The following is an 11,794-nucleotide window of genomic DNA, read 5'->3' as shown; positions in this document are numbered from 1 at the left end:
TTAAATGTCAGACATTTTAACAACCAGACGAAAGTTGGTTTTAGGTGGGTCTTTTTTAAAAGGACTGTTTGTAAAGTACCGTTTTTAAAAGGACGAGTCTTGGAAACTGCTTTTAACGTGCCCGAAGTGCGGCAATATCATCCTGAGTGGGTAGCGCGGCGTACGCGCCAGGCCGAGTAACGGCATGAGCCCCACAGCGGCAGGCAGTCTCCACGGCAGCGCGTAAGAAAGCGTTATCCTCGTGCCAACCTGGGGCAATGCCGTGGCGAGAAAGCTCTGTCAGTAGGCCACCAATAAACGCATCGCCACCTGCTGTGGTGTCCACCGTTTGTACACTGGGCGGCGCAATGTGCTGTGCCATGGCAGCACTTTTAAGCACCACATCGTTAGGGCCGTCAGTAATCAAAATGACGTTGACGCCTGCGGCCAAACGCTGGTTAAGCCAGGTGTCCTGGGACTGCTCGCCGCGCAGGTAATCCAGCTCCTCAAGCGATATCTTGAGCAGCTCGGCAGTGTCTAAAAGCTGCATCACCAGGCCAATATCGGCGGCGGCATCTGCCCACAAATTATGTCGCAGATTGGCGTCAACGCTCACCAGACAGCCAGACTGCTTGGCCATGTTTGCCAAGGCGAGGGTGGTTTCGGCAATGTCAGGGTCGGTTAGAGGTGCACGATGGCTGGCGTTTCAAATACTCCTTGGGGCAAATGATGAATGCGGTAGAGCAGGTCAGCGGCCGGTGGGCGGTAGAAGTCAAAGGTGCGTTCGCCGAGGGCATCTCGGGAGACAAACGCGAGTGCCGTACGGGCCATTTTAGTCCGCATAACGCCATCGGTATTAACACCGTGGCTATTCAGTTCCCGAATCAGAAAATGGCCAAATGTGTCATCGCCGACCATACCTAAAAAGTGACTAGGCACCCCAAGTCGAGCACAAGCGACGGCAACATTAGCGGGCGCACCGCCAGCGTAAGGAGTAAAGGTTTCCTGACGGTCGTTAGCATCGCCTAAGCGGCTTGAAAGCATATCCACCAGCGCTTCGCCAAACGCAATAACAGAAATCATGGGTTGTCCTTGTTGTTTTGAGGTTGCTGCCGCCCTGCGCGTTAAAACACTTCTTCGTTATGTAGCGCTTCGGCAGCGCCTAGCAGGCCTGTCCATGGGTGAGTGACGACCCAGATAGGAATATCCGCATTATAGGTGTGCATACGCCCTTTATTGATAAAGGCCGTATGTAGCTCGCTGTTGGGCAGCCAGTCCAGTAGGCGTGGAACAATACCGCCACATAGATAAACGCCCCCACGAGCGCCCATCGTCAGTGTTGCATCGCCACACACATCCCCCAGGATTTTTAGAAACCGCAGCAGCGTACGACTGGCTATTTCATCACCCTGCTGGGCAGCCTGAGTCACCTCGGCAGCAGTGGTAAACGCTGGCGCTATGCCTTCAAGGGAGCAGTCAGCCGTATACAGGTCAACAATGCCCTGGCCACACAATAGGCGCTCTACGCTGACGCGCGGGTAGTGCTTGTGTAGCTCATCCAGCAGTTCACGCTCTCGAATATCGGTGGGGGCAAACGTAACATGGCCGCCTTCGGTGGGCAGCGGAATCCATGCGTGCAGGCCTGGGAAAACGCCCGCCACGCCCAGCCCCGTGCCAGGGCCAATTACCAGGCGCGCTGCATGTGCTTGAGGCGTGCCGGGCTTCACTTCCACCAGGTCGTGATCTGGCACGTGGGGGATGCCCAATGCCTGAGCGGTGAAGTCATTAATGACTTTAAACAGCGAAAGGTTCAGCGTCTGCTGAACCTCGCTTTTTAAAAACTGCCAGTGGTTGTTGGTCATTTTGACCTGCTCGGCATGCACCGGGCAGGCAAACGCTAAGCAGGCCTCGGTGGGCGCGTTACTACCGGTCGCGCCCACTTGGCTCAAATAGTCCTGGGCGGCTTCCACCACCCCCGGGTAGTCGGCGCAGGGTAGGTTGAGAATGTGTTGGGGCGTTTTCTCCCCCGGGGTGACCAACGCAAAGCGGGCATTGGTTCCCCCGATGTCGCCAATGAGAGCAGGTCGGCTCATTGGTCCTCCTGCTCGATTTTTTCCAGCTCCCGGGAAAGAACGTCAGCTTCAAAGCCGCCAAACACGCCTGCGCCTTCTTCGGCTTTAGTGGCCAAATGGCGGAAGCCGCCAAATAGCTCGCGACCCATGCCAAAGTGGTTCTGCTCAAGATTGGCCTGCGCGCAAGGTCTGGCATCAAACGTGGCGGCATCCATCAGTACGTTAAGTTCGCCGGTTTCGGCATCCAGGCGCACAATGTCACCATCCTGCAACTTGGATAGAGGACCACGGTCAATGGCTTCAGGCGTGACATGGATAGCGGCAGGCACTTTGCCTGAAGCGCCCGACATACGGCCATCGGTCACCAGGGCCACTTTAAAGCCACGGTCTTGTAGCACGCCTAAAAACGGTGTGAGCTTATGCAGTTCAGGCATACCATTGGCTTTAGGCCCCTGGAAGCGCACCACTACGATGACATCGCGATCCAACTGACCCGATTCAAACGCCGCTTTTACCTGGTTTTGATCATCAAATAGCTGAACAGGCGCCTCAACGATGCGGTGTGCCTGCTTCACTGCGGAAATTTTAATCACGCCGCGGCCCAGATTGCCGTCGAGTACGGTAAGTCCGCCAGTTGGCGAGAAAGGATTGCTGACCGGACGGAGTACCTCTGAATCGAGGCTGGATTCAGGGCCTTCGCGCCAAGTGAGCTTGCCATCTTCAAGGAAAGGCTCTTGCGTGTAGGCGGTCATGTCCGTACCAAAAACGGTAGGAATGTCGCCATGCATAAGACCCGCTTGGAGCAATTCACGAATCAGCAGACTCATACCGCCCGCCGCCTGGAAGTGGTTAACATCCGCCTGGCCGTTGGGGTAAATGCGGGTCATGCTGGGCACCACAGCGGAAAGCTCGGTGAAATCATCCCAGTTAATGGTAATGCCCGCCGCGGCTGCCATGGCCACCAGGTGCAGCGTGTGGTTGGTTGAGCCGCCGGAGGCCAGTAGGCCGACAATTGCGTTAACAATCGCTCGCTCATCAATTTGCTTATAGAACGGGCGGTAGTTGCCGCTTTGTTCGGTATTGCGAATGGCCTGTTCCGTAGCGTAGCGGGTGAGCGCTTCACGCAGTGGAGTACCAGGGTTAACAAACGAGGCACCGGGCAGATGGAGGCCCATCATTTCCATCATTAACTGGTTGGAATTGGCGGTACCGTAAAACGTGCAGGTGCCGGGGCTATGATAGGACTGGGATTCGGATTCCAGCAGCTCGTCTCGGCCAACCTTGCCCTCCGCATAAAGCTGGCGAACGCGGGCTTTTTCGTCATTAGGAAGGCCGGTGGTCATGGGGCCACCAGGCACAAACATGGCCGGTAGATGGCCAAAGCGTGCAGCGCCAATAAATAGCCCAGGCACAATTTTATCGCAGATACCCAAGTACAGCGTTGCATCAAACATGTTGTGAGAAAGTGCGACCGCCGTCGCCATGGCAATCACATCGCGGGAGAACAGCGACAGCTCCATGCCGGGCTGCCCTTGGGTCACGCCGTCGCACATGGCGGGTACGCCGCCTGCGAACTGGGCGGTTGAGCCCATGCCCCGCGCGGCTTCTTTAATAACCGCAGGGTAGTCTTCAAAAGGCCGGTGAGCAGAAAGCATATCGTTATAGGACGATACGATGCCCACGTTGGCGCTATTGGTTAGCTTGAGTCGGCCCTTGTCGACAGGCACATCGCAGCCGGCAAAGCCGTGCGCCAGATTCCCGCAGGAAAGCTCGCCACGATGAACGCCTTGCTTATGTTGGTCCGCCATATGCGCTTCGTAGAGCGCACGCCGCTGCCGAGAACGTTCACGGATACGTTGAGTAACCTTGGCAACGGTAGGATTTAACGTAGCAGGTGTTGGGCTCGGCATAATGACCTCTGCATGATAGAAACGGCACGGTTTGTGTAGTTATTTTACATATTTTTATACTATTTAAAGTAAATAAATAATAAAACAGGTTATTCATTTGGTTTTATTACTATATCCAAGGTCTTGCGTCTTTTGCTTCCTTGCCTCCATGCAACGCTCAAGCCGCTCAGAGGCTTATAGACACAAGCCTAGTATAATTCAATTGCCTCTATCGAGTTCCGCCTGCCAGGCTGGATGGGCGGCTCCATCATTATTGAGCTGGCGCACAACCCTTCCTGGATGACTGGCTGCTCATCGCTACTGTTAGTGGCTAAAAAGCCGGATGCGCGGCGATGAAAGAGCAACGTTAAAGCCCCAACGTTTGTTACTATTTAAGGCTTAACTGTCTGTTTTCTTTTACGCTACTGGAGCCCGCTATGCATTCCCTTATTGCCCAGATACAACCTGTTGATTACGCTGCTGGTGATAGGGCAAGGGCGTATCTGGACACGCTGACCAAGCCGCCTGGAAGCCTTGGGATGCTAGAGCAGTTGGCGATTCAGCTTAGCGAAATTAGCGGTGAACGTGCGCCTACTCTTACGCCGCCTGGGGTCGTGGTGTTTGCCGCGGACCATGGCGTTGCCGCCGAAGGCGTTTCTGCCTTTCCCCAAGCGGTTACGGCACAGATGGTCGCCAACTTCGCCAGCGGAGGTGCGGCAATCAACGTGTTTGCCCGGCAGGTGAACGCCAGGCTTGAAATCGTCGATGTGGGGGTCGTAAGCGATGTTGATAAGCCGGGCGTGGTCGTCAATAAGATACGTCGCGCCTCGGGAAATATTGCTATTGAAAATGCCATGCTCCCTGAGCAAGCCCAAGCAGCAATTGAGGCAGGCATTAATGCCGTGACGCGCGCTCACCAGGCGGGTTGTCGTAGTGTGATAGTAGGCGAGATGGGCATTGCCAACACCACCGCAAGTAGCGCCATGTTAGCAGCCTTGACCGGTACGCCGGTGGCTCAGGTGGTGGGCGCAGGCACAGGGCTTAACAGCCAGCAGCAAACCCATAAGGTGAATGTTATTGAACGGGCGCTTGCGGCGCGGCATTTTGAGGCGGATCAACCGCTAAGCGTACTGACCGCCTTGGGTGGGCTTGAAATAGCCGCGATGGCCGGCGCCTATTTGGCTGCAGCCGCTTATCGCCTGCCCGTCATTGTCGATGGTTTTATTGCGAGCGTGGCCGCACTGACTGCCTGCCGAATTTGCCCCGCTGTAAGCGGCTATCTTGTATTCGGTCATCGCTCTGAAGAGCCAGGCCACGGGGTAGCGCTGGAAGCGCTTGAGGCAACACCGTTACTCGCGCTGGGCATGCGCTTGGGGGAAGGCAGCGGTGCCGCGCTGGCTTTTCCTTTGCTCCAGGCGGCTACCGCCATGATGGCTGAAATGGCGACGTTTACCTCCGCCGGTATCGCGGACAAAACAGCGTGACCCTGCTACTGCTTATTACCCTCGCTATCGGGTTGGATTTACTACTAGGCGACCCTCGCTCGTTGCCGCACCCGGTCGTTTTCATTGGCCGCATGATCAGCTTTTTAGAAAAGCGCTGGAATCGAGGCACTGATTCACAGCGAAAGCGCCGAGGATTTCTACTCACCGCAACCGTCGTTATTAGCGTATGGGGCGTAAGCTGGTCAGTGCTTGCGCTGTTAACGGCGATTAACGTTTGGCTTGGGTTAGTTGCGGAGCTCTGGCTGCTGGCTACAACGCTTGCCATTAAAGGGTTGGCGGATGCAGGCCGAGCCGTCGCGGTACCGCTGGCTAACGGTGATTTGCCGGGCGCACGCCAAGCGCTTTCCATGATTGTAGGGCGCGATACGGCAGCGCTCGATGAGGCTGAAATCACTCGGGCGACGGTGGAAACCGTGGCTGAAAATACCGTGGATGGTATTACCGCACCGCTGTTTTTTGCCGTGATAGGTGGGGCGCCGTTAGCTCTGGCGTATAAGGCGATTAATACGCTGGACTCCATGGTAGGGTACCGTAACGAGCGCTTTGAAAAGTTTGGCTTTGCCTCGGCCAAGCTGGACGATATAGCCAACTGGCTGCCTGCCCGAATCACCGCGTGTTGCCTTTGGTTAGGCGGCATTTTATTGGCCTTGATGGCCAACAAGCCGCTACGCTGGAAAGGCGCGCTACGTGCCACTTGCCAAGAGGCCTCGCGTCACCCAAGCCCCAATGCCGGTTGGCCAGAAGCCATGGTTGCCAGGCTATTGGGTGTGCAACTGGGTGGGCTTAATACCTATCAAGGTGCTATTTCTCGGCGCGCAACGCTTGGCGAGCCTCTGGCGCCACTAAACGTGACGCACATTGGGGCAACCATTCAACTAATGCATGTAGGGTGGCTGCTGTTTATGGGGCTGATGGGATTGCTATGGGTGGGGGTAAGGTGAGCTATAAAGCAGAGCAGAGCGTCTCTCACTGGCCAAGCCATGGTGGCCAGCCAGCCGCACTTTTAAGGCGCTTTGGGCTGCCCGATGCGCACCCGGTAGAAGACTTTAGCGCCAACCTTAATCCGCTTGGCCCGCCTGAGTGGGTGGCAAACGCGCTCACTACGTCGATTGCGTCGCTTGCCCATTACCCAGCACCTGACTATCGCGTGGCTCGGGAAGCGATAGCCGCCTACCACGGCGTTACGCCCGAGCAGGTACTGCTGACCAACGGGGGAGCCGAGGCGATTTTTTTAGCGGCAGCCCGGTATGCAGGCAAACGCGCCGCCATCGTGACGCCTGGCTTTGGAGAGTATGCGCGCGCCTGCCGCGCACATCGTTTGTCAATTACTTATATTGCGTTATCCGCTCCAACGTTTGAGCTTGATCTCGACGCATTAATGGCATCACTAAAAGGCATCAGCGTACTGTTTTTATGCCGCCCCAATAACCCTACCGCTACGTTGATTCCACTGAGTACCATGCAGGCGTTATTGGCCCGCACGGCAGCGATAGGTTGCGATGTGGTGGTTGATGAAGCGTTTGTCGATATGACCGTGGAGGAGGGGGAAAGAGCATCGTTAACTCCCTTGTTGGCCGAGTACCCGCATCTACTACTGCTACGCTCGATGACCAAGTTTTATACGTTGCCGGGGTTACGCGTAGGCTACGTGCTGGCGCCTTCGGTGGCCATTCAAACGTTGGCTGTGCACCAACCTCCCTGGAGCGTAAATCAGATGGCGGCTGCGTTGGTGGCGCCGCTCCTTCGGGATGCGGCGTTTGCTGAGCAAACTCGCAGCTGGCTAAACCAGCAACACCCGCTGATGGCGGCATCTCTGCCTACAAAAGGGCTTGATGTCGTCACCAGCACGACTAATTTTTTTCTGGCAAGGCCTAATAACACTTTGCGTGAAAGGGGGCTTACCAGTAACGTACTTTTTGAGCGCCTGTTGCGAAACGGCATATTGGTTCGTCATACGCATAACTTTGCAGGTCTGGACGGCGATTGGGTGCGCATTGCCCTGCGTGGCGCAACAGCGAACCAGCGACTATTAAAGGTACTGAATGATTGTCTTTGTTAGTGGCGGCGCTCGCTCGGGGAAAAGCGCAGTGGCCGAGCAGCAGGTAATAAAAGCCGCCAATGGGAGTAGTTGCTACTACATTGCTACTGCGGAGGTTTATGACGCGGAGATGGCGGCGCGAGTGGCACGCCATCAAAGCGCGCGGGATATGCGTTGGATCACGATGGAGGCACCCGTTGCCATCGATCAGGCGATAGCACAAGTGCCCGATGGCGCTGCTGTATTGTTGGACTGCCTGACACTCTGGGCCAGTCAGGTGCGTTACGCGGGTGGTTTAACTGACTCCCAAGGCAAGGCGCTGTTAGCTAAGAGCGTACAAGATGCGCGCTCGCGAGGCATTCACCTGGTGCTGGTGTCCAACGACCTCAATGAGGACCTGCCTTCACCTGATAAAGAACTCGGGAGTTTCCTGGCATTTTTACAGTCACTGCATTGCTGGCTGGCGGCTGAGGCAAACTCGGTGCTTGAAGTGGTGGCTGGGCATGCCATTGAGTGGAAACCCAAGAGTGACCCTTCATGAAAAATGCTTTTTATGGTGGTGCGCTTGCCCTGCAGTTTTTAACCCGCTTACCGGTACCGATTGCTTGCCCCTGGACACCTAAAACCCGCCGTTGGGCTATTCGTGCCTATCCCCTGGTGGGGCTATTGTTGGGTAGTTTGTTAGCGCTGCTGGCGCTGTTGCTTCAAAACGCGCCCACGCCAATTGCCGCACTTGCGCTGCTCAGCCTATGGGTGAGCTTGAGCGGAGGCTTGCACCTGGATGGAGTAATGGATTTAGCCGATGCGCTGGGCAGCAATCAACCGCTGGCGCGCCGCTGGGAAATCATGAAAGACCCCCAAATTGGCAGTTTCGGCATATTGGCGCTGCTTTTTTTGCTTGCCTGGAAAGGCGTTCTGCTTTGGGTATTGCTGCAACACGGCGCTCCACTCTGGTGGTTGGTGGTACTCCCCGCGTTGGGTCGATGGGGGGGCGCGATGCTACTGGTATTCACGCCATGTGCTCAACAAACAGGGCTGGCCTGGGCTTGGAAGCAGTCGCTTGGCCTGCGTGATGTACTGCTGGCGCTGGTACCTTTGCTGCTGCTCGCGCTTGTTTGGCCGGGCATTATGGCAATGTGCCTTGCGACAGGCTTATTTGTAGTCGCCAGCCGATGGGCGCTGATGACACTGTTCCAGGGTATTAATGGTGATATGGTGGGCGCGACGATAGAAGGAGGTGAGTTGTGCCTGATGGGGTTAATGTTGAGCTGGTGGTGGTACGCCATGGCATCACCGCCTGGAATGTAGAGCGCCGCTATCAGGGGCAGCGCGATATTCCGCTGTTATTTCCTGATGCTGAAGAGGGGCTGTTAGCACTTCGCGAAGCGCTAGCAAGCGAGCGTTTTGACGCGATCTATTCAAGTGACCTTCACCGTTGTCAACAAACGCTTGAATGGATTCAAGCGGCCAAACCGGGTGTGCCGCTACATTTGGAGTCTCGCCTACAAGAACTCAATTTTGGCGATTATGAAGGCAAGGTTTACGATGAACTTAAAGACTTGCCGCATTATCGTGCTTGGGTGGATAGCGTCGGCGAGCTACAAATTCCCGGTGGCGAGTCCGCGGCTCAGCTACGTGAGCGCTTGGCGCTTTGGCTTGCCGATGTAGCGAAAGATGCCTTGGCGCATGGGTATCAAAAGATTCTGGTCGTAACGCATGGCGGCGTTATCCGCGAGCTTCGCCGCCGCTTTGAAACGGTTGAGTTTTGGGATGGCGTGGTGACTCAGGCCCAAGGAAGACGCTGGCAATTGACGTATCACCCCGGCGATTGTGGAAAAGGAGAGTGGCTATGCAACTGTTCATCGGCGGTGCCTGTGCCGGTAAGCGAAGCCTTGTAAAAACACGTTTTCCAAGTGCTGTCTGGTGGCGATTAGCGCCTGGGCAGCGCTTACGTGAGTGCGCCGGGATAATGCTGCCCAGCACACCATTAATACTACATGGCGTACTGGAATGGCTCTCAGCCTCCATGGACTCCGATGCAGGAAGCGATGGCTGGCGGTCACAATGGTGCGATGATTTAAACGAGCTTCTGCAATCTGCCAAGGCGCAGCAAACAGCGCTGGTTATTATCGCCAGCGATATCGGCCGAGGCATTGTGCCCATCGAGCGCCATCAACGCCGCCTGCGTGATTTAAACGGCTGGTTTAGCCAAGACGTAGCGGAACGTGCCGAGCACGTTTGGTATGTGCGCCATGGGTTGGTTATGCCGATGCCAGCATAGAATTAGTGCTGTTTTATTGTCTGGCGTGTACGCAGAGAGTGGCTGGCATGCCTTTTAAACCGCGCTTCTAAAACGCATGATCCGTTTGCCGTCAATGGGATCATCCAGCACGCGGGCATGCACGCCGAACGTCTCTTGTAAGCACTGGGTGGTTAGCACGTCATGTGGTTGGCCGCTGGCGATCAGTCGTCCGCCGTCCATCACGCCAATGCGGTCGCACTCTATGGCCTGGTTAAGGTCGTGCAGGGTGATCACAACGGTAATCGGCAACTGCCTGACCAGCTCAAGAATGGAGAGCTGGTGGCGGATATCCAAATGGTTGGTGGGCTCGTCCAGCAGGAGAATTTTGGGTTGTTGGGCCAGTGCTCGGGCAATATGAACGCGCTGGCGCTCACCGCCCGAAAGGGTATGCCAGAGGCGGTCCGCCATGTGTGCCATATCCACGTCATCCAGTGCCTGGCCGACAATCGCATCATCCTCGGCAGACCAGGGGCGAAGCGCAGTGAGAAATGGCGTACGTCCCAGTGCAACCACCTGACGCACATGAATTCTATCGGTGGTTTCCGCCTGCTGTTCAACCATCGCGATAGACTGCGCAATATGGCGCTGGCGCATTTTTGCGATCGGCTGGCCGCCCATGTGCACATGACCCGTTTTGGGTTTGTTTAAACCTGCCAGCAGGCGAAGCAGCGTGGTCTTGCCGGAGCCGTTGGGGCCAATCAAGCCAAAGGTTTGGCCGGGCGCAACGTCCAGGCAAACGTCCTTTAAAAGCGTGCGCCCATGTACGCTCCAGCCCAGCTGTTCAGCGGTTAATTTCATCGGTTCCTCGTGCCGCGAACAAGAATCAACGCAAAAGCTGGCGCGCCGATCAGCGAGGTAATAACCCCAATGGGCAGCACCTGGCCGGGCACCAGAATGCGCGAAAGAATATCCGAGCCAATCAAAAACACAGCGCCAGCAAGTGCCGAAGCGGGCACCAGGCGCGTGTGCTGGGTGCCCACGATAAAACGCATGGCATGCGGAATGACCAAACCGACAAAACCAATAGCACCCACTATCGACACCATAATAGCTGTCACCAACGCTACCGCAATAATTAACAGCCCTCGCGTTGGGCGCACGGCGATACCCATGGACGCCGCGCTGTCGGCGCCGAAGGTAAAGGCGTCCAGTGCGCGGCGGTGCCAAAGGCAAATCAGCAAGCCGCCCAAGGCGGCAGGTAACGCGATAACGACATCGCTCCAGCGTACGCCGGAAAGATTGCCCAGTAGCCAGAACATGATGCCGCGTGCCTGCTCGGCGCTGGCCGACTTGGTAATGATGAAGGCGGTCAGCGCGTTAAACAGTTGAGAACCTGCAATGCCCGCCAAAATAATGGCCCCGGCGGCTTGGGTGCTGCGCCCACCGCCAGTCCCGCTGCTGGCTGCATGGGCAAGCAGTACCACTAGGCCAAAGGCAAGTACTGCCCCGGCAAACGCCCCGACAGATAAAGTGAAAGCACCCGCACCAAGCCCCGCTACGGTAACGGCTACGGCACCGGTTGAGGCGCCTGCAGAAATACCCATCAAGTACGGGTCCGCCAAGGGGTTACGCAGCAACGCTTGAAGCACCACTCCGGCCAGCGCCAGCGCGGCGCCACAACACGCAGCCACAATGGCGCGGCTTAAGCGGTAGTTCCAGATAATACCGGCATCAATGCGATCAACGGCGTAGTTAGCGCCCAGAAGATGGTTAGCCAATACCTTGAGAATCGTATCCACAGGAATCGAGGTTTCACCAATCGCCGTACCAGCGAGCAGTGCTACCAGCAATACCAGGGGGGCAAGCCAAAACCAGTGCGCCTGAGCGCGCAGTGCTTGGGTACTTTGCATCGCAACCGCTTTCATAGCGTAAACGAGGTAGCAGGTAGGGCGGGGAAGGGCTTCATGGGATGGTGTTCCGGGTGCCGATGGATATAAAACTCGACAGACTGCCGAAGACGTGACGATAAAGCACGAAAAACCTTTGCGATTGATGACTTGCTTAAGCGG

At 56.3% G+C, this 11,794-nt stretch carries 11 protein-coding genes and 1 pseudogene; 7 read left to right on the top strand and 5 right to left on the bottom strand.

Annotated features, from left to right (window positions below; genetic code table 11):
• Positions 1-112: 112 nt before the first annotated feature.
• The 3 genes and pseudogenes from ACT3RQ_RS08710 to edd form a co-directional block, all read right to left on the bottom strand.
• Positions 113-1,062, bottom strand: a pseudogene (locus tag ACT3RQ_RS08710) (carbohydrate kinase family protein).
• A 41-nt stretch (positions 1,063-1,103) separates the two neighbouring features.
• Entirely contained in the window at positions 1,104-2,072 is a 969-nt protein-coding gene (glk, locus tag ACT3RQ_RS08705; protein WP_444680332.1) for a glucokinase, read from the bottom strand.
• Positions 2,069-3,961, bottom strand: coding sequence for a phosphogluconate dehydratase (edd, locus tag ACT3RQ_RS08700; RefSeq protein WP_193055080.1), 1,893 nt, complete (start codon positions 3,959-3,961; stop codon positions 2,069-2,071). Before edd ends, glk begins: the two co-directional genes overlap by 4 nt.
• A 416-nt stretch (positions 3,962-4,377) precedes the next feature.
• On the opposite strand from edd, the gene cobT reads away from it, so the two are divergent.
• Genes cobT through ACT3RQ_RS08665 form a run of 7 tightly spaced genes read left to right on the top strand, consistent with a single transcriptional unit; the run spans position 4,378 to position 9,764 of the window.
• Positions 4,378-5,424: a nicotinate-nucleotide--dimethylbenzimidazole phosphoribosyltransferase gene (cobT, locus tag ACT3RQ_RS08695; protein WP_444680331.1), complete on the top strand. Its 1,047-nt coding sequence runs from the start codon at positions 4,378-4,380 to the stop codon at positions 5,422-5,424.
• The gene (gene cbiB / locus ACT3RQ_RS08690; protein ID WP_444680330.1) at positions 5,421-6,386 is read left to right on the top strand and encodes an adenosylcobinamide-phosphate synthase CbiB; all 966 of its coding nucleotides are present in this window, start codon (positions 5,421-5,423) and stop codon (positions 6,384-6,386) included. Before cobT ends, cbiB begins: the two co-directional genes overlap by 4 nt.
• Complete coding sequence (gene cobD, locus ACT3RQ_RS08685) at positions 6,383-7,504, top strand: threonine-phosphate decarboxylase CobD (protein WP_444680329.1); 1,122 nt, start codon at positions 6,383-6,385, stop codon at positions 7,502-7,504. The genes cbiB and cobD overlap by 4 nt, the downstream gene beginning before the upstream one ends.
• Entirely contained in the window at positions 7,488-8,024 is a 537-nt protein-coding gene (locus ACT3RQ_RS08680; protein WP_087106133.1) for a bifunctional adenosylcobinamide kinase/adenosylcobinamide-phosphate guanylyltransferase, read from the top strand. The genes cobD and ACT3RQ_RS08680 overlap by 17 nt, the downstream gene beginning before the upstream one ends.
• Positions 8,021-8,791 (top strand): adenosylcobinamide-GDP ribazoletransferase, encoded by a 771-nt coding sequence (cobS, locus tag ACT3RQ_RS08675; protein WP_444680328.1) that lies wholly within the window; start codon positions 8,021-8,023, stop codon positions 8,789-8,791. The genes ACT3RQ_RS08680 and cobS overlap by 4 nt, the downstream gene beginning before the upstream one ends.
• A complete protein-coding gene (locus ACT3RQ_RS08670; protein WP_444680327.1) occupies positions 8,728-9,381 on the top strand; it encodes a histidine phosphatase family protein in 654 nt (217 codons plus the stop codon). The genes cobS and ACT3RQ_RS08670 overlap by 64 nt, the downstream gene beginning before the upstream one ends.
• Entirely contained in the window at positions 9,333-9,764 is a 432-nt protein-coding gene (locus ACT3RQ_RS08665) for a bifunctional adenosylcobinamide kinase/adenosylcobinamide-phosphate guanylyltransferase (protein ID WP_172118262.1), read from the top strand. Before ACT3RQ_RS08670 ends, ACT3RQ_RS08665 begins: the two co-directional genes overlap by 49 nt.
• A 54-nt stretch (positions 9,765-9,818) precedes the next feature.
• On the opposite strand, the gene ACT3RQ_RS08660 is transcribed toward ACT3RQ_RS08665, so the two are convergent.
• Both ACT3RQ_RS08660 and ACT3RQ_RS08655 read right to left on the bottom strand, forming a co-directional pair.
• Positions 9,819-10,583, bottom strand: a complete 765-nt coding sequence (locus tag ACT3RQ_RS08660) for an ABC transporter ATP-binding protein (RefSeq protein ID WP_444680326.1) — start codon at positions 10,581-10,583, stop codon at positions 9,819-9,821.
• Entirely contained in the window at positions 10,580-11,635 is a 1,056-nt protein-coding gene (locus tag ACT3RQ_RS08655; RefSeq protein WP_444680325.1) for a FecCD family ABC transporter permease, read from the bottom strand. The genes ACT3RQ_RS08660 and ACT3RQ_RS08655 overlap by 4 nt, the downstream gene beginning before the upstream one ends.
• Between the last annotated feature and the right edge of the window lie 159 nt (positions 11,636-11,794).

Source organism: Halomonas sp. AOP43-D1-4 (assembly GCF_052446175.1).
Taxonomy (GTDB): Bacteria; Pseudomonadota; Gammaproteobacteria; order Pseudomonadales; family Halomonadaceae; genus Vreelandella; species Vreelandella citrativorans.
Note: the sequence above shows the minus strand (reverse complement) of the source record. Positions and strands in the feature narration are given on the sequence as shown.